Annotated in this window: 18 protein-coding genes and 4 pseudogenes; 9 read left to right on the top strand and 13 right to left on the bottom strand. The window is 40.5% G+C overall.

What is annotated here, in order from left to right:
- Positions 1–64: 64 nt before the first annotated feature.
- The 3 genes from ileS to murJ all read right to left on the bottom strand — a co-directional run bounded on the left by ileS (position 65) and on the right by murJ (position 5,537).
- Positions 65–2,905 carry an isoleucine--tRNA ligase gene (gene ileS, locus F0232_RS10285; protein ID WP_061033338.1) on the bottom strand — a complete coding sequence of 947 codons (2,841 nt, stop codon included), beginning with the start codon at positions 2,903–2,905 and terminating at the stop codon, positions 65–67.
- A 63-nt stretch (positions 2,906–2,968) separates the two neighbouring features.
- Entirely contained in the window at positions 2,969–3,904 is a 936-nt protein-coding gene (gene ribF, locus F0232_RS10280) for a bifunctional riboflavin kinase/FAD synthetase (protein ID WP_171731858.1), read from the bottom strand.
- Positions 3,905–3,974: 70 nt separating this feature from the next.
- Entirely contained in the window at positions 3,975–5,537 is a 1,563-nt protein-coding gene (gene murJ, locus F0232_RS10275) for a murein biosynthesis integral membrane protein MurJ (protein WP_061033403.1), read from the bottom strand.
- A gap of 251 nt (positions 5,538–5,788) precedes the next feature.
- Between murJ and rpsT the strand changes: the two genes are divergently transcribed.
- The gene (rpsT, locus tag F0232_RS10270; RefSeq protein WP_004739529.1) at positions 5,789–6,049 is read left to right on the top strand and encodes a 30S ribosomal protein S20; all 261 of its coding nucleotides are present in this window, start codon (positions 5,789–5,791) and stop codon (positions 6,047–6,049) included.
- A 279-nt stretch (positions 6,050–6,328) separates the two neighbouring features.
- Here rpsT and F0232_RS10265 read toward each other — a convergent pair whose 3' ends face one another.
- Complete coding sequence (locus F0232_RS10265) at positions 6,329–6,622, bottom strand: metalloregulator ArsR/SmtB family transcription factor (protein ID WP_004739532.1); 294 nt, start codon at positions 6,620–6,622, stop codon at positions 6,329–6,331.
- Between the two features lie 100 nt (positions 6,623–6,722).
- A complete protein-coding gene (nhaR, locus tag F0232_RS10260; protein WP_004739533.1) occupies positions 6,723–7,613 on the bottom strand; it encodes a transcriptional activator NhaR in 891 nt (296 codons plus the stop codon).
- Positions 7,614–8,003: 390 nt separating this feature from the next.
- Here nhaR and F0232_RS10255 point away from each other — a divergent pair, with 390 nt between their 5' ends.
- Positions 8,004–9,149 carry a Na/Pi symporter gene (locus F0232_RS10255; protein WP_061033341.1) on the top strand — a complete coding sequence of 382 codons (1,146 nt, stop codon included), beginning with the start codon at positions 8,004–8,006 and terminating at the stop codon, positions 9,147–9,149.
- A gap of 74 nt (positions 9,150–9,223) precedes the next feature.
- On the opposite strand, the gene F0232_RS10250 is transcribed toward F0232_RS10255, so the two are convergent.
- From F0232_RS10250 to F0232_RS24940, 8 genes and pseudogenes are all read right to left on the bottom strand, one after another.
- On the bottom strand, positions 9,224–10,066 hold the full coding sequence (locus F0232_RS10250; protein ID WP_128163909.1) for an IS3 family transposase: 843 nt from the start codon (positions 10,064–10,066) through the stop codon (positions 9,224–9,226).
- Positions 10,063–10,572: a helix-turn-helix domain-containing protein gene (locus F0232_RS10245; RefSeq protein WP_171750764.1), complete on the bottom strand. Its 510-nt coding sequence runs from the start codon at positions 10,570–10,572 to the stop codon at positions 10,063–10,065. Before F0232_RS10245 ends, F0232_RS10250 begins: the two co-directional genes overlap by 4 nt.
- 306 nt (positions 10,573–10,878) lie before the next feature.
- Positions 10,879–11,355 (bottom strand): hypothetical protein, encoded by a 477-nt coding sequence (locus F0232_RS10240; RefSeq protein WP_061033342.1) that lies wholly within the window; start codon positions 11,353–11,355, stop codon positions 10,879–10,881.
- A gap of 215 nt (positions 11,356–11,570) precedes the next feature.
- On the bottom strand, positions 11,571–12,965 hold the full coding sequence (locus F0232_RS10235; RefSeq protein ID WP_171731955.1) for a winged helix-turn-helix domain-containing protein: 1,395 nt from the start codon (positions 12,963–12,965) through the stop codon (positions 11,571–11,573).
- A gap of 123 nt (positions 12,966–13,088) precedes the next feature.
- Positions 13,089–13,385 (bottom strand): annotated as a pseudogene (locus F0232_RS10230) (thymidylate synthase); the annotation flags it as partial.
- A 588-nt stretch (positions 13,386–13,973) separates the two neighbouring features.
- A complete protein-coding gene (locus F0232_RS10225; RefSeq protein ID WP_171750763.1) occupies positions 13,974–14,255 on the bottom strand; it encodes a hypothetical protein in 282 nt (93 codons plus the stop codon).
- A gap of 601 nt (positions 14,256–14,856) precedes the next feature.
- Positions 14,857–15,762 (bottom strand): annotated as a pseudogene (locus F0232_RS10220) (IS630 family transposase).
- A gap of 178 nt (positions 15,763–15,940) precedes the next feature.
- A pseudogene (locus F0232_RS24940) lies at positions 15,941–16,209 on the bottom strand (hypothetical protein); the annotation flags it as partial.
- A gap of 494 nt (positions 16,210–16,703) precedes the next feature.
- Between F0232_RS24940 and F0232_RS10215 the strand changes: the two are divergent.
- The 7 genes and pseudogenes from F0232_RS10215 to F0232_RS10185 form a co-directional block, all read left to right on the top strand.
- Positions 16,704–17,618: a hypothetical protein gene (locus F0232_RS10215; RefSeq protein ID WP_171750762.1), complete on the top strand. Its 915-nt coding sequence runs from the start codon at positions 16,704–16,706 to the stop codon at positions 17,616–17,618.
- Positions 17,615–18,931, top strand: a complete 1,317-nt coding sequence (locus F0232_RS10210; RefSeq protein ID WP_171750761.1) for a YcaO-like family protein — start codon at positions 17,615–17,617, stop codon at positions 18,929–18,931. The genes F0232_RS10215 and F0232_RS10210 overlap by 4 nt, the downstream gene beginning before the upstream one ends.
- Positions 18,932–18,947: 16 nt before the next feature.
- Complete coding sequence (locus tag F0232_RS10205) at positions 18,948–19,757, top strand: nitroreductase family protein (protein WP_134837276.1); 810 nt, start codon at positions 18,948–18,950, stop codon at positions 19,755–19,757.
- A 5-nt stretch (positions 19,758–19,762) separates the two neighbouring features.
- Positions 19,763–21,010 (top strand): hypothetical protein, encoded by a 1,248-nt coding sequence (locus tag F0232_RS10200; RefSeq protein ID WP_171750760.1) that lies wholly within the window; start codon positions 19,763–19,765, stop codon positions 21,008–21,010.
- Between the two features lie 4 nt (positions 21,011–21,014).
- A complete protein-coding gene (locus F0232_RS10195) occupies positions 21,015–21,959 on the top strand; it encodes an ABC transporter ATP-binding protein (protein ID WP_171750759.1) in 945 nt (314 codons plus the stop codon).
- A 23-nt stretch (positions 21,960–21,982) separates the two neighbouring features.
- Positions 21,983–22,741: an ABC transporter permease gene (locus F0232_RS10190; protein WP_171750758.1), complete on the top strand. Its 759-nt coding sequence runs from the start codon at positions 21,983–21,985 to the stop codon at positions 22,739–22,741.
- Positions 22,742–22,822: 81 nt separating this feature from the next.
- Positions 22,823–23,070: pseudogene (locus tag F0232_RS10185) on the top strand (transposase); the annotation flags it as partial.
- Positions 23,071–23,188: the final 118 nt, after the last annotated feature.

Here is a 23,188-nt window from a genome sequence, read left to right as displayed (position 1 = left end):
AAAATAACCCCAGTTGATACTGGGGCTATGATTTTTACAAAAAGTTCAGTCTTTCTCTGAGTCGTTATGCGAACTTACGCACTTCGCCTTCACCATCAACGTTTGATACACAACGGCCACAGATCTTCTCGTGTCCTTCAATAGTGCCTACGTCTGGTGTGTGGTGCCAACAACGGTCACACTTCTCAGCTTCTGTTGCTGCAACTTCAACGAATAGACCTTCAACGTCTGTCGCTTGAGCCGCATCAGACTTCTCGCTCAGTGGCTTAACAACCGCTGCAGAAGTGATAAGTACGAAACGTAGCTCATCTTCTAGCTTGTTGATCTTAGCCGCTAGTGCGTCATCAGCGTATAGAGTGACTTCAGCTTGTAGTGCACCACCGATTGTTTTCTCTTTACGAGCGTCTTCAAGAAGCTTGTTCACAGCGCCACGAACCGTTTGGATTTCAGCCCAGAATTCGTTGCTTAGCTCTTCGCCTTCAGCAAGACCGAACAGACCTTCGAACCATTCGCCAGTAAATACGAACTTGTCACGTTGACCAGGCATCTCGTTCCAGATTTCATCTGCAGTGAACGACATGATAGGTGCCATCCAACGAACTAGAGCTTCTACGATGTAGTAAAGCGCAGTCTGACAGCTACGTTGAGCATGGCTGCCCTGTTTTGCTGTGTACTGACGGTCTTTGATTACGTCTAGGTAGAAAGAACCCATTTCGATAGAACAGAACTGCATTAGACGCTGAGTTACACCGTGAGTGTTGTACTCGCCGTATGCTTTCACGATCTCTTCTTGTGCAGCTTGTGCACGGCCAACAGCCCAGCGATCAAGTGCAACCATCTCTTCAGCAGGCACTAGGTCAGTTTCAGGGTTGAAACCGCTTAGGTTCGCTAGGAAGAAACGCGCTGTGTTACGAATACGACGGTAAGCATCAGCAGAACGCTTCAGGATTTCATCAGAAACCGCTACTTCACCCGTGTAGTCTGTAGAAGCAACCCATAGACGTAGGATATCTGCGCCTAGTTTGTTGGTTACATCTTTAGGAGCAACAACGTTACCGATAGATTTAGACATCTTACGGCCGTTACCATCTACTACGAAGCCGTGTGTTAGCACTTGCTTGTATGGTGCTTCGTCTTTCATCGCGATAGATGAAATTAGAGAAGACTGGAACCAACCACGGTGTTGGTCAGAACCTTCAAGGTAAAGATCTGCACTGTTACCGTTGTACTCTTCACGAGAATCAACAACAGAGAAGTGTGTAACGCCTGAATCGAACCATACGTCTAGCGTATCTAGCACTTTTTCGTACTTGTCTGCGTCTTCAGCGCCCATTAGGTCAGCTGCGTCTACATCCCACCAAGCTTGAATGCCTTTCTCTTCAACTAGCTTCGCTACTTTTTCGATTAGCTCAGAGCTATCTGGGTGAAGTTCTGACGTTTCTTTATGAACGAAGAGAGCAATTGGCACACCCCAAGTACGTTGACGAGAGATACACCACTCAGGACGACCTTCGATCATACCTTCGATACGGCTTTGACCCCACTCAGGCATCCACTCAACATTCTTCGTTGACTCTAGTGCTTTTGCACGTAGGCCAGCTTGATCCATAGAGATGAACCACTGTGGTGTTGCACGGAAGATGATTGGAGTTTTGTGTCTCCAACAGTGTGGGTAGCTGTGCTCGTAAGCGTGGTGATGCAGAAGTGCACCTTTCTCTTTTAGAACGTCTAAAACAGAGTCGTTCGCTTTGAATACATGCTGACCAGCAAATAGCTCAGTATCAGGCAGGTAAACGCCGTTAGAGCCTACTGGGTTAGCGATTTCTAGGTTGTACTTCTTACCAACCACGAAATCCTCTTGACCGTGACCAGGAGCAGTGTGAACCACACCAGTACCTGAATCCGTCGTAACGTGATCACCTAGGATCGCAGGAACAGTGAAGTCGTAGAACGGGTGGTTGAACTGAGAAAGCTCAAGATCAGCACCAGTTGCAAAGCCTAGGTTATGGAAATGCTCGATGCCTGCACGATCCATTACGTCTTTTGCTAGTTCAGAAGCAACAACGATACGTTGAGCTGGCTGGTCGCCATTCGCTTCAACTTGGATAAGCACGTATTCAAGATCATCACGTAGACATACCGCTCGGTTAGCAGGCAGAGTCCATGGTGTTGTTGTCCAGATAACGATAGAGATTTCGCCTTGACCAGCGTGGCCGTCAGCTAGAGAGAATTTCTCTAGAAGCGCCGCTTCGTCAGCTGCAGTAAATTTCACATCGATAGATGGAGATACTTTATCTTTGTATTCAACTTCAGCTTCAGCCAGAGCAGAACCACAGTCAGTACACCAGTGAACAGGTTTGAAACCTTTCAGTAGGTGACCTTTGTCTGCGATTTTGCCTAGAGAACGAATGATGTTCGCTTCTGTGCCGAAATCCATAGTGCGGTAAGGTTTGTCCCACTCGCCCATGATACCAAGACGTTTGAAGCTCTCTTTTTGACCTTCAACCTGGCCCGCAGCGTACTTACGACACTCTTCGCGGAATTCAGCAGCCGAAATCTTCTGACCTGGCTTACCTTTCTTCTTCTCAACCATTAGTTCGATTGGAAGACCGTGACAGTCCCAACCAGGGATGTACGGTGCATCAAAACCAGAAAGGGTCTTAGATTTAATAATAATGTCTTTAAGAATCTTATTCAGCGCGTGGCCAATGTGAATGTCGCCGTTCGCGTATGGAGGGCCATCATGCAGTACGAAAGATTTTTTACCTTTCTTTGCCTTACGGATTTCGCCGTAAAGATCTTCTTTGTACCAACGCTTAAGCATTTCTGGCTCACGATTTGCCAGATTGCCGCGCATTGGGAACCCTGTTTCTGGTAAGTTCAGGGTATCTTTATAATCACTCATCGATTCTTAATTCCGTTATATTGGGCGAAGTTAGACATTATGTTAATCGGTGGAATCATCCGATTAATTCTTTAGCTGAAGCAGCCACACCCTTGCGGCTTCAGCATCCAATTCTATTTGATTCTTTAATGCGTCGAACGATTCAAATTTTATCTCGTCGCGCAGTTTGTGCAAAAGTCGTACTTCTAACTGTTTACCATACAAATTGGCTTTAAAGTCAAAAAAGTGCACTTCTAATTGCTGCCTTACACCATTCACCGTTGGTCGTTGTCCAATATTAGCAACGCCACCGACAGGAACCCCATCGATATCCAATGCTTCGACAACGTACACTCCCGACACAGGAGATACACAACGCTTTAATGGAATGTTAGCGGTAGGGAAACCTATGGTTCTCCCCAGTTTTCGACCATGGGACACACGACCACTAATGCTGTAATCACGTCCTAACATGGTAGCACTTGCAGCCAAGTCATCGACCGCTAATGCATTTCGTATCTCAGTACTGCTGACACGTAATTGATTTAAGCAATAACTTTGTGTGCTTACCACCTCAAAGCCATACTTTTCACCCGCTTCTTTAAGCATAGCGAAATTGCCAGTGCGGCCTTTGCCAAAACAAAAGTCATCACCAACCACCAAAAACTTCACGCCAAGCTTATCAACCAAAAGATCTTTAATGAATGCTTCCGCCGATAAACTTGCAAAGTACTGATTAAAATTGACACACAATAAACGACTGATCTCTAGCTTTCTCAGTTGAACGTACTTATCGCGTAAGCGAGTCAAACGTGCTGGCGCTCTATCTCGGGCAAACAGCTCCATAGGCTGCGGTTCAAACGTCATAACAACAGAAGGTAAACCTAATGCTGCCGCTTGTTCAGAAACCTGGCTAAGAACCTCTTGATGTCCTAGATGAACACCATCGAAGTTACCTATGGTCAAGACACAGCCGTGATGCTGCGCTTTAATATTGTGTATACCTCGGATCAGTTCCATTATGATCAGCTAAAACCTGTTATTTGCATCATTCATTGTGTGAAACCGACGGATTATATACTAATCAGTATTAATCTGTCGCTGCTTTTAAATGTTTTACTCGGATACCTAAAACCAGTACCGAAACAATATAAACAAAGCCACCAAGTCCAATCAAGCCTGTTAGCATCAGCGCTCTCTGACTAAAGCTCCATTCAAGCCATTGTTGCATATTATCTAACTGCCACAGAATTGCCGCGACCATCACGCCGCCTGAGACAACAAGCTTCGCGCAGAACAGTAAAGTGGTCTTTGTCAGCTTATAGACACCAGCAAGATGTAAACCGCGATATAACAAGGCCATATTCACAAAGGCTGACAGAGCGGTTGCAATTGCCAAACCTATATAGCCATAGAAATAAGCAAAGATAGCGTTGAATACCATGTTCGTGACCATTGCGATAATGCCGTACTTCACTGGGGTTTTCGTATCTTGACGAGAGTAATAACCCGGAGCTAACACTTTAATCAACATGAAGTTAAGCAAGCCAGATGCGTACGCCACTAAAGACATCGATGCTTGTTGCACGTCGTGTGGAGAGAACTCACCACGCATGAATAGCACCATCAGCATTGGTTTCGCTAAAACAATAAGCCCCAGCATGGCAGGAATGCCAAGCAGTAGCACCATACGCACGCCCCAGTCCATGGTATGTGCAAACCCTTCTCCTTGAGCATCAACGTGCTTACGAGACAAAGCAGGAAGAATCACAGTCGCAATCGCAATACCAAATAGACCCAGTGGGAATTCAAGCAATCGATCTGAGTAGTACAACCAACTAATAGAGCCTGTCGCTAGGAAGCTGGCAATGAAGGTATCAAACAGTAGGTTGATTTGGCTAACTGACACACCAAACAGAGCTGGAATCATTAATGTGCGAATCTTAACGACGCCCGGATCTCTCCAGCCCCACTTCGGCTTAACCAACACACCTGCTTTAATAAGGAAAGGCATCTGGAAAAGGAACTGAACTAAGCCACCAAGAAACACACCGATCGCCAAGCCGATTTCTGGCTGTTCTAAGTTCGGAGAGATAAACCACGCTGCACCGATGATCATGACATTCAAAAACACAGGGGTAAAAGAGGAGACCGCAAACTTACCCAGTGTATTGAGAATGGCACCAGATAACGCGACAAAAGTGATGAACCATAAATAAGGGAAGGTAATCTTGAGCATAAAGCTCGCGAGTTCGAACTTAGGCGCCGCTGGGCCATCATTTAGCCAGTCGATAAACCAACCCGCACCAAACAGCGCGGTAATTGCTCCAGAGCCCAGCACACCGATAACGGTAACAATAGACACTAATACCCCGAGCGTACCTGACACCTTAGCGATTAAATCTCGGGTTTTCTCTTTATCACCAGCCGCGTGATATTCCGTTAATACTGGAACAAACGCTTGAGAAAAGGCACCTTCTGCAAACAGTCGACGTAAGAAATTCGGGATTTTATTAGCGAAGAAAAATACGTCGGCACTCGCTCCTGCTCCCATCAAATTTGCTACTACTACATCACGTACTAGCCCCAATACACGGGAAACAAAAGTCATTGCACTGACAATCAGGCCTGACTTTAATAGTCGTTTACTCACAGAAACCTCTGACACTGGTTGATTACTTTCAAGGGAGGATAAATACTATCCTGTCCTAAGAAGCATATTTATTAGCATTGGTCTAAAAATGCTGTTAGAATCCCCGCCATCTTAACCGCGATGACCTTTCCATACCAAAGTTTGTTTGGCTACGATTGGTTTTTGCACAAATCATTTGACAATTAAGCGCTAATGAGGGATAGTCCTCGCCCTTAAATTGTCACCGAACTAAGTTTTTGGGAGTTAGACCCTTGGCAAACAGTAAATCTGCTAAGAAGCGCGCTATCCAAGCTGAGAAACGTCGCCAGCACAACGCTAGCCGTCGTTCTATGATGCGCACTTACATGAAAAAGACTATCGCAGCTATCGCAGCTGGTGATAAAGAAGCTGCAACTGCTGCTCTTGTAGAAGTTACACCACTTCTTGACCGTATGGCGACTAAAGGCCTTATTCATAAGAATAAAGCTGCACGTCATAAGTCTCGTTTCGCTGCTGCAATCAAAGCTCTTTAATAGAAATTTGATTACAACGCAAAACGAAAAAAACCGGCTTAGGCCGGTTTTTTTATATCTAAATTTTGAGCAGCCCAATTAAACGACTGACAGGCAGTAGTTAAAGGTGACTAACAAACCAAGTTACGAATAGTAAATAAAACAGATAGGAGTTAAATAGATAGGTTGTAGATAAATAGATAGTGAATAGACAGCGATAAACGTTCGACGTGAAATACTGACACTTCCTTGTGTCGACCTTATTCCTGATAAGAAACTACTTTTCTTACCAACAATAAACTACTTGCAATATAGACCATGCAGTAGATTAATCATTGCTTTTACTTCTTCACTGCTCAATGTGTAATACACGGTTTGAGCTTCTTTGCGAGTATCGACCAAACCATCTCTTCTCAACCAAGCAAGGTGTTGAGATAAAGCCGATTGACTCAGTTCCAACTTGCCACACAACTCCCCAACCGACAGCTCAGTACCATGTAAAAGGCACAAAATCTGTAAGCGACGTTCGTTGGCCATGGCTTTGAGTAGAATCACAGCTTGTGCTGAGTTCTTCTCCATCTCTTTTAAGTTCATAGTTTGGCTCCCTACAACCTTTACGCCAACTACGGGCTATCAGTATTTACGGCATATTGCGGAGTTATCATAGTCGATATCAATTCATTAACAAACTACCTCATTCGAACAATTTGCTAAAATCTGCGTCACATACATTTTTTACTGCTGGATGCTGGATCATCCTCTCAGCAAAAATGACGTAGTACTCCTCTTTTAACTCTTCAATACCACCTAATAGCTGCAATGAAGTGTCTTGTTCTACTTCTGACATATAAAGCGTTGGCGCTAAGAAAATCGCGTCATGGTGATAGCGAGCGAACGCTTTCATCAATGCCGCGTCATCAAACTCTCCCAAAATATCTGGTTTAAGACCTTGGCGGTCAAACCATTGCAGTATCTTGCGCCCCATTGAGGTTCGACTGCCCGGGATCAGCAACTTCCTTTGTTCTAGTACAGCAGGGAAATTAACCCCTTTCACTTCACCCGAGCTGAAAAAGCTCATACCGCTCTCACCCAACTTCTTGCTGAATAAGCCTGGGCTTTGGCTAGAGTCCACAGGGCAGTCAGACAAGATCATATCGAGCTTATGTTGAGAGAGCTGTTCAAGCAGCATTTCGTGAGTCGATTCAAAACAGCGAAGGTGGATACTGTTGTCTTCTGGAATTGTCGACATCAGGATCTTGCTAACGAGCCTTTTTGACAGCGCATCCGCAACACCGACATCAAACAGAATATTTGAGTGCTGACTGTAGTTCACGATGTCGAGCATTTCGTAGCTCAAACCAAACATACGATCCGCGTATTTGAACACCAACTGCCCAAGCTCTGTTGGTTCAACACTGCGACCATTACGCTTAGTCAGCTTGCCGTCCATTCGCTCTTCTAATGCTTTTATCTGGCCAGTTACCGTTTGAGGTGTGAGAAATAGAGCTTCTGCTGCTTTAGTAACAGAGCCTTGCTTACAGACCATCCAGAAGTAATAAAGATGGTTATAGTTGAGGTGCGACATAGGTGTGCCGTAAATAAGAGAGTCGATTCCTTTTTATATCAAATATGACACCTCCGCTCAACAAACTCGGAAAAACCAATCACAAAACCATTTAACCACTAATTTTTTCGAAGTGTTTGATTTCATAATGTAATATTAGGACGAATTTTCTCAATTTTTTTCTAACTTTTAAGATCTATATCACCCATCAAAACCAGCAATAAAAACATTCAAAAACAATAACTTAAAACAACCACATTTACTGTCAGAATATTTAAACAGTAAATCATCACAAAAAAGTCTCGCCTCAATCAAAATGTAATATTACTGAAATATTTCACCTCTAACATCACGCTCAGATTAAACAAACAGACCAAACACAGACTTAAACGGTCCTATGGAGAAAACATTATGAACCAAGCTACTACTGCAGCAGCGCCTATTTCGAGCACAACTCGTTGGCTACGCTGGGCTAACTTGGCATTCATGCTTTACCTACTATTACTTTCAGTTTCAATGGTTGGTACAGGCTTCAAATGGGCAACAGGCGAACAAGCAAAAGTTCTTTTTGAATTTGCTTCACACCCAGTTGCAGGCTTAATGATTGGTTTAGTTGCAACCGCACTTATTCAATCATCAAGTACAGTTACTTCAATTATCGTTGGCCTTGTGGCAGGTGGTTTACCTGTTGAGCTAGCAATCCCTATGATCATGGGTGCAAACATTGGTACTACGGTAACCAATACGCTAGTTAGCCTTGGTCACGTTCGTTGTAAAGAAGAGTTCAAACGCGCATTCGCAAGTGCGACGATTCACGACTTCTTTAACCTATTGGCTGTAGCTATCTTCCTACCGCTAGAGATGGCGTTTGGTATTCTAGAGAAGATTTCTCACTGGTTGGTATCTCCGATGCTAGCAACAGGTGATATGAGCATGAAGGGTCTTAACTTCATCAAACCAATCACTAAACCAGTAGTGAGCGCAATTAAAGAGCCTCTATCAACATTTGGCGACACGGTTGGCGGCATCATGCTTATCGCTCTAGGTATCGCAACTATCTTCGTAGCTATCACAGTTATGGGTAAGCTGATGAAGAGCCTAATGGTTGGTCGTGCTCGTGAGATTCTGAAGAACGCAATCGGTCGTGGTCCAATCCACGGTATCGCTTCTGGCTCTATCGTTACTATCCTTGTTCAGTCTTCTTCAACGACGACAAGCTTGATGGTTCCACTAGTAGGCTCAGGTGTTCTTAAAGTACGTGATGTTTACCCATTCACTCTAGGCGCAAACATCGGTACATGTATTACCGCTCTGCTAGCAGCAACAGCAGTATCTGGTGAGTTCGCAGTATTCGCACTACAGATTGCTCTAGTACACTTGGTGTTCAACATCATGGCAACGGTATTCATCTTCGGTATCCCGTTCCTACGTGAGCTACCAGTTAAAGCAGCAGACATGATTTCAGACATGGCTGTGAAGAACAAAGCTGTTGTTGCCGGTTACCTTGTTGCGGTATTCCTTGTACTGCCAGGCACAATCTTGTCTCTGACTGCTTAATAGCAAAATACACATCGCTTATAGCAAAGCCCGCAACCTAGGTTGAAGTGACCCCGTAAAGTTGGACATTTCTGTTAAGCGGCTTTCAAGGCCTGAGTTCGATATTCTATCGGAGTCAGGCCTTTTAGTTTCACTTTTATACGTTTGGTATTGTAGTACTCGATGTATTCTTTAATTTGCTCTATCAGAGCATCTGCATCTTCAAAGCTTTGGTTGTGATACATCTCTGTTTTGAGTAAAGCAAAAAAGTTTTCAGCAACCGCATTATCCAAGCAGTTACCTTTTCTCGACATGCTTTGTGTTAACCCACTCTCCGCTACTTTTTTTTGATACTGTCGATGGCGATATTGCCAACCTTGATCGCTATGTATAATTGGCTTTGAGTTGGGTTTAAGCTTTGATATGGCTTCCGTCAGCATATCCGTGACAAGCGGCAAGCAGGCATTTTTGGCCACTCTATAAGCAACCACCTCCTGAGTAAACAAGTCGACAACGGGAGACAAGTATACTTTCTGCTCTTTTACTTTGAACTCCGTGACATCAGTTACCCATTTTTCATCGGGTTGAGTCGCACTAAAATCTCTTTCAAGCACGTTAGGAGCTGCTGTTCCAGACTCTCCTCGATATGAACGATACTTTTTAATCCTGACCGTCGATTTAAGGTTGAGCTGAGCCATAAGCCTTTGAACCGTTTTGTGATTAAGCATGAACCCCTGATTTTTTAGTTCCAAGTGAATACGGCGGTAGCCGTATCGTCCCTTATGCTCATGATAAATTGACTTTATCAACCGCAGCTCACGTTCGTAGCTATTTGGGCGCTTGCTCGTTTGAGCCTGGTAATAAAAGACACTTTTTGCTAGCTGTAGAGTGTGCAGTAAGTGCTTTAACGGGTACTTGCTTTTAAGAGTTAGAGCTATGACCGCTTTTTCTTTGTTCGACGGTTTTTTTCCTGCTCCAACTCTTCCAACTTTTTTAGAACGGCATTCTCGGTTCGCAAGTAGACCAATTCCTCTTTTAGCTCCTCAAGTGTCATTTCATCATCAGGCTTAGTCGTACGTTGAGGGTGCTGTTTCATTGAGGGTCTTCCTTTCTGGCGCATTTTGAGCCCTTTGATACCGAGCTCATTAAATCTTTTGAGCCAGACAGAGAGTATCCCAGGGGATGAGAGGTTTAATACTGCGCTAGTGTGCGTGAGAGACCATTCATTCGTCCACATTAAATTCAATGCTTTTCGCTTTGTCTGAGCAGAAGCAGCATGCTTAGTTGGTAAAAATGAATCAGTACCATGGATGGCAAAGACTTGAGCCCAATACCGTATCTGTCTTGAAGGGATTGAATATTGTTTTGCTAAGTAGCGAGATGACGTGCCATCTAAATATTGCTTAGCAATGATACATTTTAGCTCTCGGCTATATTTGGACATAAAAAGACCCCCAATAATTGGTGTCCAACTATTGGGGGTCAGTTCAGGTTGCGGGCTTTTTCTTTTATAAGAGCAGATGCGGGAAACAAAAAAAGATGCGGGATTCGAGTAAACGAGTAACGAAGAGTCAGAAGCAGGTTAGAGATACGGGTAAGCGAGTAACGAAAAACATGAACTGTGATAGTCGTACTTGGTATATCGCCGACTCAAACCTAGGTATGTTTTTCGTATTCCTAATCTCATTTACTCATTTCTACTCTTAGCTCTTCGCATCTCGAATCCCGTTTACTCGCATCTAAAAAACGCTTACTTACCCTGCTCATTACGCAGGTACATGATCGCAACCATGCCAAAGCCGATAAATTGCCATAAATACTGTCCGTCACTCGCGCCAGTGATGGTTTGAGTAAACGCCATACAAGCAGTCACAAACAGGGAAGAGAAAGCAGCATAAAGTAACCACGGACGCTCTTTACCGACCATGAACTCACCGGCAAACACCGAGCGAATAACCAGTAAAAATGGAACGCATTGCAACGCAATTAGAATCGGAAACATAAAGTCGAACGTTGGGCTAAGTAAAACATGACCGACTTGGCTCTTATCCCAAGTGCCAACAATATAACCTTTCCAACCAGCCCAGGTATCACCTGCATAAGCGGTATCAGGTGTAACAAAGCCAAGTAACACGCCCATCACTTTATCGATAAAGCCATTTTTGAACCAAAAGACGAATAAAAAGATCTGAATCGGTATGATCTGAAAAGCAAATTTCTTCAACATGTGTGTACCCCAAATAATGAATGATTTGAGGACCAGTATGTGGAAGTCGGCGTGTTTACACTTGATGCAAGGCAATCAAGGCTGACTACAAACAATAAACAAACATGTTAAGAAGCCCATTAGGACTGGGAAAACCAACCTAACTCCCATGCCACCAGCGCTCCCTCACACCTTCACATAAGTGGGAGTTTAGGCATTTAGAAAAAGTTTGTTTTTTATAAAGATTCAATAAGATCAAACAGTTGACCGTTATGCTCTTTTTTCACTTCGGTGTAGCGTTGATAGTTGTATTGCGAACCTTTTGGGTTGTCCGACAGCTTGTCAGCGACACTTAGTAGATAAAAACTGATTGGGCTCGGTGTGCTTTCGGCTGCATAAAAAAGGTAAGGGAAAGCTTGGTTGGCATGTTGGTTGATTAACAGTGCAAGACCCAGGGTTAGATTCGCGATATCACAACGCGGGTTCATCTCGAAGGCTTGCTTTGCCAGTTGTAGCGCATGTTCGCGATCTTCTTGCTCATGGCTTTGCAAATAAGCCAAAGATTCCGAATACGACAGCAAGGCATTGACCAGATAATTATCTCGCCCTTGTTGTTGAATCGTATCCAACTGAAGTGCTATTTCCTCAAATGGCTGACCACCTTTACCTTGGTAGAACAACGATATCCCCTCAGAGATAACACTCCAATCATCGTAGTTATCAATAGAGGTCACGCGATGACTCGCTACGCCGTATTCTGAGCTCATAGGAGCAATAATGGCTTTGATCTCTAGAATCACATCCCCAATGGCATCGAAGAAGTTATCTTGGCTAAAGGTCTTTTCCACCTTCTGACTTTGATTCGGTTGGCGATTGTTTTGTACAAGCACGCTCAACACATAGTCACCCCCCTCTTGCTTAAGCCAACCTTTGAGCTCGACACCATTATTAGCCAGTGATTGCTTCCCCTGTTTCGATAGCTGAGAAAAGTGGTAACCCGATAGTTTTTTAGCTGAGTTCAGCCCATAGAAAAGATAGTTATAGACGCTTTCTGACATCTCATAATCGTTCGAAGAATCTAGGGTTATGTCATGGATATAAACAGGAATCACATCACTTTGGTGAGCAGAAACAACAGCAGTGCCACTGGTTGGGACATCGGTTTGCCACGCCCAAGTTGCTATTAAGCCAACAGAGAATACTGCGGTTGTAATCAGGGCGATGGTTTTCTTTTTCGACTTAGCAACAAAAGGGGTAGATTCAGGTTGAGAGACGCCCTCAACGGGAGTTGGTTCGACGCTCGACTGAGTCACCTCAACATCGAACAGGTAACCTTGCTTAGGAATGGTCTGAATAATCCGATACGGACGTGATTTATCCTGAAGCTGACTGCGCAGCAAGCTGATGACCTGTCTGACCAAGTTGTCAGACACTTGAGTTCTTTGCCACACATCCGCGGCTATCTGCCGAGTGCTAACCACTTGCCCGCGATTTTCGATGAAATAACTCAGCAATTTAGCTTGCAAAGGCTCTAAATGAATCGCTTCGCTATCCACCACTAACTGATTTTTATCAGGGTAGAAAGCAATAGGAAAATCGTGTTGCAATACAAAGCAATGCGAGCGAGTCATAGTAGTTCTGTAGTTAGAAAAGACCCCACAAGATTATTGGTTTTATAAATAGTAAGCAAGCCAAGTATCACAAATAAAAAAGGCTGCACAGTGGCAGCCTTTCAATCAAACAAACGGATACGATTAAACCGAGAATGGGTACCTAATCGCTTCGTGGCACTCGTAACCTTCAACCCAGAAGTCATCCATTGTTACCCAAGTTTCTAAATCCTCTAGAGACTTAATCTCTGGGTTGATGTGGAATGTAGGGCCAGCTAGAGGCTCACGCTTTAGCTGAATATCACGCATTGGCGCCAGTTGATCTTCATAGATATGAGCGTTAACTAGCTTGTGGTAAGCCACACCCGCTTTTTTACCCGTGATTTGCGCCATGATAGCTAGGAACACGTACACTTGAACCATATTGAAGTTCAGGCCTAGCAAATTTAAACCCCTAATTTTATGAACACTTAGTTTATAAATCATATGGTTACATTTGATTTACCAGTGTGCATTTAGAAAGATGCATACTGACTAAACTTTAAGTGAGGGATGGTTATGGAAAAAGAAACTTTGACGACATCATTTTAGATGACAACTGTACAAAGTTTTCATTCGATACGAGGAGTGTAGTGGATGAGCGCTTTTGGCCAGCCATATGTATGGCTGGCAGCATGGTTTCGATACTAGAAGTATGACAAAAAGTAGAAGTGGCGTATGGGTCGTAACTCGGAATTGTCCAGAACATTGCTGACTGGAGCAAAATGTTCAAGCCATTAGCTAACAAGTCTTTGCCCCATTATTAGCTTTATCGAGCAAATTAGCGTTTTCAATCGTCCGTAATTTGCCCAAATGTTTTTCATGTTGTGATTTTATTATTTATGCACAAAAAGTGTATTTTTAGATTGTGGCTATGCGGCGCTTTGGGACAAAAGCGACTTGGTGTTGGTATTTTAAAACTCGTTTACTCAAAATTATTGGAATCTTAATGAGGCTGAGAGCACAGCCTTGAACTAACTATAATGGAGATTACACGAATTCATCCGCCCAATCGGTGTCATAGCCCATTTCTTCGCAGAAATCATACATACGTTCAAAATCGTGGATAAAACGTCTAGTCAATTTAGTATGTATTTCTTTTAAGATGATCACACCATTGTGTATATCGTTTGCGCGCAAAGGTGCTGTAGCGACACTATCAATATGTGCAAACTCCACACAACGATAGTCATCAAAGTACGTTCCTGTGAACTCGCAATATGTAGGTTGATTATAGTCAATTTGTTTTCTTTTTAGTGCGTTGCGAGCCATACTCACTCTACTGTTGAAAGAGGTATTTGGTCTTGGATAGGTTTGCTATTTAAAATCGAATCGTAGATGTCTCTTGCATATCTAAGATATAGTTGGGTATGACCAGTGGATAATCTAATTCTGGCATCTAACAAGCTAATAAAATCGGAACCAGTAATGTAGATTTTTTTTCAACGTATAAGGTAGAGATGGTGGCACCAATCCATCGATTCCATTCTGCCAAAGGGGAGGGGCGGCTCCTGAGTTTGATGTTCTCAACAAATGCTTTAATTGAGACACATCAATATATGGCCAACCATTCTCTGTAATTAACACGCCCCTTAAAAAGGTATTTCTGATTGTTGTAAGTGTAGATCCTGTGAGTGTGCGTATTATCCATGCCTATCGCTTTGAACAACACAGGGATTAACTTACGTCGGATCTGATTCTCTATTTCTTGAGGATTAATTGAAAACTCAGCAAAAGTGGCGGTAACGATCTCGTCGATTTGTAACGCATAACTGAAGCTTTGATCTTCTGGCAAAACATTATCCCCTAAATGATGAGGGAATAGACAATAGAATGCCTTTATGTACGGTTGTATTTTAGGATCTATACCCGTTCAACTTGAAGATGCAGGCTTGAGAACTTGAAAATTATCATTAATTCGGGATACCAAAGAGCCTGCGATCTCTGGAAGAGTCACAGTAAAAAATTGGTCTATTGCCGCCTTAAAATCCCGTTTGCTTTTGAAGTAAACGTTGTTCCTCGACTTCTCATTCATTACTTTCCATAGCCGCTCTATTGGGTTGAGGTTTGGGCTGTAAGGTGGAAGATAATGCAGTTCAATATTCAGGACAAACGCCGCATTTCTGACTAAATCACAGCGGTGATATCCCGCATCATCTAAGACGATATGAAGCTTATGGGCTAACGGATAACTCTCTCTTAACTAACAGAAAAAGTGAACTATCGTTTCACTGTTAATACTTTCGTAATCGTGAACGATGGTGGCACCAATATCCGATAGGTTTAGTACGCCAATAATGTTCAACCTACTGCGATTACCCGTTGTTTCAATCACTTTATCCTGACCAGTTCGTATCCAGCCATGAGATATTTTTGTTGATAGTGTTGGGTGAACTGCGTCCATAAAAACTATCGATTCATCCTTGCCACAGCTTGCCTTTAGCGCTTCATAAGCCGCTATGAATGCTTGCTGTTTCGCTTCATCAAACTTGTGTGGTACGCCTTTCGGTTTCTTGTAGCTAAAACCATTGTGGTGAAGCCATTTATTCATACCAGAGACGGTATAATAAAGTCCAAATGTGTCTTTAACGTAGGCGACAATTTGATGAGTATGAGAATAGGTTTTCTCCGTCAAATGCTCGATTAGGTACATGGTTTGAGGAGCAGAAAGCTTGGTTTGACTTCCGCCATTTTCAAGCTTAAGTTTTTCAGAAAGAACGTAGTCACTAAGGTGGCGTACAACGGTCGATTCATGAATACGAAGAGCTTGTGAAATCATAGTCTAAGTCCAGCCTTCAGAAGCCAGCAAAACAGCCTTAATACGCTCGTAAACTCGACTATCCCGCTCAATGTCGTGCATTTGTTCGAGTTGTAATTTCTGTTGAGAAGTCAGTGTAATTTTCATAGTTCGTAGCATGATCCTGATTTTACTAAAAATCAAGCATCTTCAATGATCACGGGTATAGCTCCGCAAAGCGATCTGTCGGTATACCATCGAATTTGCATTCTTTCACTTGCTCTTCGAAATCAGCAAACAGTAGGTATTGCTTTACAGGCGCATCAAACATCTCTTTGGCTTGATGAATCGCTTAGTTAAGTAGCTTCGAGAGGTACTCTTGCGCGTAAGGCTCATCGGCAAGGTCTTGCTCAATAATCTAAGTGACGCGGCCTGTGATCGCATCTTTTTGTTGTGAGCTTCATCGTCAGCTAGCTCTTCTGGTTTAATTCCACTGAACTAGGCAACATCAAAGCCCGAGACAATATCAATGCCGAGTGCAGTTCTTATTGGTGTTATGAATGCAATTGTAGATCACCATCACAAATAATAAGCTACTAGCTTCATACCTTGCCGCAATTCTAATAAGGTGAGGGCCAATTTTGATTAGTAATGGTAATTAAGTGCATGAAAAAAATGAAGTTTTATTCAAGCTCAGATCGAATTCGAATGAAGTCTCCTATTGGGTTAGCTGTGTCGGCTGGACGTACTTGTACTACAACAAGCTCCTCTTGCTCTTGTGGGGGGTAGAAGTTATACCTATTTATTCTGTTGATACAGAAAACTACAAGTTTACCTGTAGATTAGTGCCAATTATAAAATTACAGCGAGAGCTGTAATTTTAGCCAAATATCTAGCTCTGTAACAAAAAATTAATCACTACTTCTAATTAAGTAAATTAATGGTAAACAGAGTTTTAATAATTATTTTAGTATAGATTAAAAATGAATAATAAATACTTAGTAAATAAAACATTAAAAATCAGTGTGATTAATAATGAAAAAGTACAATTCCGTTACCCTGACTATAATAATGTCACAATTGAATTTAGCTCAAATATAATTCAGTCGATCGTTATGACGGACAGTATAATGTCTTATGAAGACTGGTTGACTAAAATCACTGAATATGGTGTCGAATCAGAAGATGTGGAAGATATATTTAATGATCTATTATCTTTAGGTGTGATACATGCTGAACGTATGGGAATAAATAACACGTTTGATTCGTTGTTAGCTAATGAAGATCTCCGTACTTTAGAGTTGAAAAAGGATGTTATTGATAGTCTAATCATAAAAAATGTTGGAGTATTTGGCTCAGGTGAACTTGCAGATATTGTTAAAAACTCTATCAAAAGAGTTTCTAACATGGAGGAATCTCAAGATAATCCTGATATTACTTTTATCTGTTGCGATTCTGATGATATTTCAAGTATTAAGTCTCTTTGGAAAAATTCGCCAGACTCATTGTTAAAAGTAGCTTTTTGGTTTGATGGTGGAACTCTTAGACTGGGTCCATTTTCTATTTTAAACGAATCAGCTTGTTTTAATTGTTTCGCTGATCGTATTAATTCAGCTTCTCAATTTATTGATGAAGCCGAAGTATATGATTTAACGTTACCTATTTCGGTTTCAAATCTTCCATTAGGAATAACTATAAATAACCTTGCTTCATATATCGTTATGAGGACTTTAAATTTAGCAAAGGTTCGCCAGTTTAATATATTAGAACCTAGTAATGTTGAAAGTTGGGCTGTATTGACAGGAGAGTATTCTAAAAAATTTGTCGTACGAAATCCATTCTGTTCTACCTGTAGTGATGTTGAACGCCCAAAACGAGCGATAAGGGATATGGCATGACGATATTGGAAGATACCTTAAAAAAACTTGTTGATTTTGAATCTGGCATTATTTCATGTATTTATGAGGCCCCTCCTCAATATTGTGAGCCACTAATACAAATTTATATGGCTGAATATTCTGACCCAGTAGTATTGGACAAAAAAAAGTTACGAAACAGGTTCCCAGCAATTTCCCGTCAAGCATCCGGAGCTGGACTAACTCGCTCAGAAGCTATGTGGTCGACTATAGGGGAGGCTATTGAACGTTATAATTCAGGAATATACGACCATTTACCTCAAACAGTGGCGGTGGCTGATGAAGTGGCTGGTGGAAGAGATTTTCTTGAGAAGATGATACATTTTTCTGAAATCAGTTATATAAATGGTTACGTAAATTATCCAAAACCAGACCCTAATATTGAACGTAACTGGACAGAAGCAAAAAACATCTTGACTGGTGCTTCGAGCTATGTTCCTGCCTTTCTTGCGTTTATGAGGTATGACGCGCCGAGACAATCCGACATATTAGATCGTACATATAGTACGGGATTAGCTAGCCATTCTACATATTATGACGCAGCATTATCTGGATTCTGCGAATTGATAGAACGAGATGCATATTCTTGTTATTGGCTAACCGGAATACCTCCATTGTCTTTGTCGAAAGAATTTGTACGAAAGTGTCTACCAACAGACTTTGCAGAAGAATTAAATCGATTAAAAGTAACTTATAAAGTCTTAGCATTACGAACAGATCTTAAGACACCAGTTATAGTTTGTGTGATCTCAGTCCCGGGTGGAGGTATAGCTTCAGGTGCTTCTTGCAACTTAAATCCTCAAAAAGCTCTACAAAAAGCGATGATCGAAGCATTTCATACATACAATTGGTGTCTTGATATGAAACGTTTAAATACAACAATTGAAGCTCCAGATTTAATTGATGACTTTAGAGACCATGTAGCATGGTATCTAGAGCCTGAACGTAGCGAAAAATATAAATGGTTCAATCAAGATATGGTCGAGATTGACAAATTTCCTGAAGATTGGATGCCACTTTGTACAAGTGATTTACCAATAAAAGATCAGGTGGGTATTATTGCAGAAAGACTTTCTAGTATTGGTTTTGATCCGCTATTAGTTGATTTGACATCTCCTGACATTCGTGATCTCGGCTTCTATGTGATTCGTGCATTTGCTCCTGGGCTACAGCCGCTTTCTTCCGGATATACAAAGACTCATACAGATCCGCGAAGATTAGAGGGATTTATTGATTGGCTTGGATTTCCTGAATCAGTAACTGTGTCACTTTTTCCACCTCATTCCTTTCCGTAATAATAAGAATAAAAACATGTCAATTGAAAAATATATTACCCCCCATAGTTTTGATGCTTTAGAAATGAAAGATATATTAGAATTTCATGATAGAACAAAATTAAAACCAATAAGTTCAATGTCTTTTTTTCTGAGAACTGGTCTTTATATGGATTCAATAAGGGGAGCCCAAGAAGCATCAAGAAATTACAAGGCAACTCCTTCATATGATACGGAGTTAATAAATGTAGATGTCCCTGAACGCTTATATAAGGCCATTGAGCAAAGAAGATCCTGTAGAAGTTTTGATCTGAAAAAACCATTCAATCGTTCAGGACTATTACGATCTCTAATGTCTTGTACACCTACTCGTAAAGCACAAGCTCATGTCGATGATAGTATATATTTAAATTTTAGGCCTTATCCATCTCCTGGAGGTTTATATCCTGTGGAGATACATCTATTAGAACCAACTAATAATGGATTTGAACTTAAATATTTTAATCCTAATACAAGTACGTTACATATGATTCGTCGTGATATTTCAGTTACTGAAGTAGAAAATGCATTATGTGTTGGTTCAGATAAATCATTGGTGCATACTACACGTGGAGCAATATTACTAAGTGTATTATGGGAGCGGACCGTAATAAAGTATGGAATCGCTGGATACCGTTTCGCGTTAATCGAGTTAGGTATTGTAAGCCAACACTTATCATTAATACTAGCAGATCAAGACATAGAAACTTTAAATTGGGGGGCTTTTTACGATGATAAAGGAACAGATCTACTTGGTGCTGACCCTTCTTTAGAGACTCTTGGTTCAGTTATCTGGTATGGAAAGTAGTTCTCATGGATTGTATAACACCTTTAAAACTCGAAGATATATGGTTAGGTTCAGGTTTAATAAATGATGGACAATGGCTTGATGAGGTAAATGAATTAATTACGCCAAATAGAATTCATGCAATGTCCGTTTTATTGGAAAGAGATTCCTTAATTTTTAGTATATCTTCAAAAGATATGATTATTTTTCAATCAGGTATCGATAGTTCAATAAAAGAAAGAGTCATAAGTTCTTATAAAATTTGTAAGGATTTATCTGAAAAAATAACAGATACGTTATCTGAATACCGAATTCTTATTGTCTCCAAATATAACTCTATTGATCAACATTGCATTCTTTTTACAAATGGAACATCGGTTGCTGTAATACATGAAGATAAATTGTCAAATACTAATGATATTTATCATGAAACAACACATTTGTTTGCATTATCGGGTTACTCTATGATTGATGAAGGGTTGGCAACATTCATAGAAGATATAGCTTCTATTTTTACAGATTTAGAGGATGTTGCAGTTTCTAATGAATGGTTAAAGCATAAAGTTCAATCTAGAACCAATAAGAGTAATCCTTACGTATATGGTTCGGCGAGTATTTGTTCTGCTTTATTAATAGGAGGAATTAAAAATGCTAAGAAATTAATACGCTCATGTCAAAACTCTAGTACCGAATATGAGTGTTATCTTTTAATGGAAGAAAGCCTTAAAAAGGCTGATTACTTGATTTCCAGTAAGGAAGCTTGTTATAAATCTATCAACCCTACTGATGACTATTTTAAAGGACGTCATTCATTATTTAAAAATCAAGTCAGTAAGATAATTAAGGGAGATCCTGTTAAGTATACCTACGACGAGTGGTTAAACATAGCTAGATGTTCTGTATTATTAGCATCTGAACCATCTTTTGATAATGAACTCTTAGATGAAATTCATAAAGTATCTAAAAAACTTCCAATTGATTTTCTTAATGTTAGATGGTTATTTAGTATATCTAGCCAAGTAAGATTTATATATTCTTGTTCATCTCAAGATTCCTTTATTGACTCATCAAAGTTACTAATCAAAACTTTAGTTAAAAAAATTGAGGATACTAATTTAAGTAAAGATGCAATGATAATTCTAGTGTATTTATACTACTATCTTCCTAAGTTCGCTGGGGGCTCCAATGAAGATGCATTATCTTTATCTAAAGCACTTCGTGTTAAACATGGTATAATTATTCCACAATTTAAATATATAAAAAATGATAGCTAATAATATGAACTCATATTTAGAAATAGAAAAAATAAGATATATAGGTAATAGTCGTGAAGCACCTACTACCATAGTTTCACTAAAAGACTTGTCATTTGAAGATGGTAAGGCAACGGCCATTATTGGTCCAAATGGCTCTGGAAAGTCAACATTGTTAAATGTAATGATGGGACTGCGACCAGATTTTACATTTAAAGCAAGTCTCTCTGGTCAGGTTTATTCTGACAGACTACCTCCGAATCGTAACCGTATTGGTTATGCTAGTCAAAATCTAAACTTTCCATCAGGGACTAATGTAAAAGATATTTTTCGTTACTACTTCAGTGTTTATGATTGCTTTGAAGAACATTTATCAGAAAAAATTTCAAGTTTAATTCCAGAAGACTTGGAGAATTCTTCCTTTGATAAAATATCTAGTGGGCAAAAACAAAGGGTTAATATATTTTTAGCTCTGAATCACCAACCCGATCTAGCTTTATTAGATGAGCCGGAAAGGAGTCTCGATGATTTAAGAATTAGAACCACAGCCCAAATTATTGCTGAACGTTCATCATTAAGTAAAACAACAATAGTTGCTACACATAATGAAAAGATTCTCTCCGTGGCACAAAATGTGATTTTCCTGACAGATGGACAAGTTATTTACCAAGGTAAATTACATGATTTAATTTACGAACGTCTCGGTGAAGGGGTTTTAGAGATCATAATCAATAACGAGTCTGAATTAAGGTTTATAATGTCAAAGGTTAAAGGTATTTCTGATTGTAAAATGAAGATAATGCTTGATGATGGTAGATTGTTATTGTTTGGTAGTAGTTCTCTCCCTCGTGATTTAGAAGATTCTAATATTGAAAAGTTATCTTTTACTTGGCGAAAATTAACATCTAAAGATCTTTTGCTTTCTGTTGAAGGTAGTCGTCTTTATGACGATTGTGCTCTGTCATTTTAATAAGTTTATTAAGGTAGATGTGTATGATTTTCCCCTCTATATTTAGATTAGAAACAAAGTCATTTGTAACAAATTTAACTGCATTGTTTTGGACATTTTTTTATCCAGTCATGATGCTTCTTTTGCTTATATTTCTATTTGATCCCAGAGATGAGGGTTCAGTAGACTTTTATTTTTCTAGTATTATTGGTTTAACGATGCTGACTATAGTTTCAATGTCAATATTTGGTCTTGCTCAAACTATTTGCGATTTTAGGTCACATAATGCATTCTTATCATATGTAATAGCTCCAGTCAGTTACTTTGAAATCTCGATGGCAATAATTATTTCTCGAATGGTGCTGATTGTTGGATTTTCTATTTTATTTATTATTTCGAGTCTAATTATACTTAATGCTGGTTTTAAATTAAACGTTGGAATGTTTTTTTTGGGATTTTGGGCACTAATAATAACTAGTGTTTTTTGTTTTGGTCTTGCACTTATTGTTTCTCGTTATTGTAGGAATAGTCAAACAATGCTTGCGATTGCAAATATTATATATATATATGCGTTGATGTCATCGAATGTCTTTATACCATTATCAGCCCTACCTAGTTGGAGCAAAGTTTTTATAACAACATCCCCTTTTTATAGTTTTAATAATATACTATTAAGCGCATTTTCCGGCGAAAATTATTTCTATATTTTAACTGTTGGCAGTTTTTTATTTTTGTTAGGACTACTCTTTGTGTGGTTTGCGTCTGACCGATATTTATTTCTCCCTGTAGGTCGTATTCGGTAATAACAGCGTTGTTGACTAAATCAGTTGAACCTTTCTTCAATCCAGCGAGCTGCTCCCATGTAGTAGAAGCATGGTGATGTTATGGGTAAGTCGAAAAAGAAGATAACTAACTGGAGTCAATATAATGAAGCCTTGTGCAAACGAGGCTCAGTAACATTTTGGACTGACGACTCGGCTGTTGAAGCGTGGCAATGCAAGAGGCACATAGCAAACGTGGTAGAGGCTTTCAATTTTCTGATACTGTGATTGAAACAGCTTCAATGATTAAAGGGATATTCTCTGCGCTTCAATGTTTTATCGACTCTATATTTGCATTGATGAACGTCCCTTGGTTCTGTCGCAAGTCTGGTTAGAGGCGTAACAGCTCAACTCTACAGATACAATTATACAGCGAGTGCGTAGAATCGTTCAAAGGCCGTCTGGCCTACAATATCTGTCTGATCTTGT

Source organism: Vibrio sp. T3Y01, from assembly GCF_013114525.1.
GTDB lineage: Bacteria > Pseudomonadota > Gammaproteobacteria > Enterobacterales > Vibrionaceae > Vibrio > Vibrio chagasii_B.
The sequence above is the reverse complement of the archived record's forward strand: the minus strand, read 5'-3'. Positions and strand labels throughout refer to the sequence as shown.

Coding starts and splice junctions, on each gene's coding strand:
- F0232_RS10200 (WP_171750760.1), top strand. CDS start 19,763: ATGGATTGTATAACACCTTTAAAACTCGAAGATATATGGTTAGGTTCA.
- F0232_RS10255 (WP_061033341.1), top strand. CDS start 8,004: ATGAACCAAGCTACTACTGCAGCAGCGCCTATTTCGAGCACAACTCGT.
- F0232_RS10265 (WP_004739532.1), bottom strand. CDS start 6,622: ATGAACTTAAAAGAGATGGAGAAGAACTCAGCACAAGCTGTGATTCTA.
- F0232_RS10195 (WP_171750759.1), top strand. CDS start 21,015: ATGAACTCATATTTAGAAATAGAAAAAATAAGATATATAGGTAATAGT.
- F0232_RS10190 (WP_171750758.1), top strand. CDS start 21,983: ATGATTTTCCCCTCTATATTTAGATTAGAAACAAAGTCATTTGTAACA.
- F0232_RS10240 (WP_061033342.1), bottom strand. CDS start 11,355: ATGTTGAAGAAATTTGCTTTTCAGATCATACCGATTCAGATCTTTTTA.
- F0232_RS10245 (WP_171750764.1), bottom strand. CDS start 10,572: ATGTCCAAATATAGCCGAGAGCTAAAATGTATCATTGCTAAGCAATAT.
- F0232_RS10215 (WP_171750762.1), top strand. CDS start 16,704: ATGAATAATAAATACTTAGTAAATAAAACATTAAAAATCAGTGTGATT.
- ileS (WP_061033338.1), bottom strand. CDS start 2,905: ATGAGTGATTATAAAGATACCCTGAACTTACCAGAAACAGGGTTCCCA.
- ribF (WP_171731858.1), bottom strand. CDS start 3,904: ATGGAACTGATCCGAGGTATACACAATATTAAAGCGCAGCATCACGGC.
- nhaR (WP_004739533.1), bottom strand. CDS start 7,613: ATGTCGCACCTCAACTATAACCATCTTTATTACTTCTGGATGGTCTGT.
- F0232_RS10210 (WP_171750761.1), top strand. CDS start 17,615: ATGACGATATTGGAAGATACCTTAAAAAAACTTGTTGATTTTGAATCT.
- F0232_RS10205 (WP_134837276.1), top strand. CDS start 18,948: ATGTCAATTGAAAAATATATTACCCCCCATAGTTTTGATGCTTTAGAA.
- F0232_RS10235 (WP_171731955.1), bottom strand. CDS start 12,965: ATGACTCGCTCGCATTGCTTTGTATTGCAACACGATTTTCCTATTGCT.
- F0232_RS10225 (WP_171750763.1), bottom strand. CDS start 14,255: ATGGCTCGCAACGCACTAAAAAGAAAACAAATTGACTATAATCAACCT.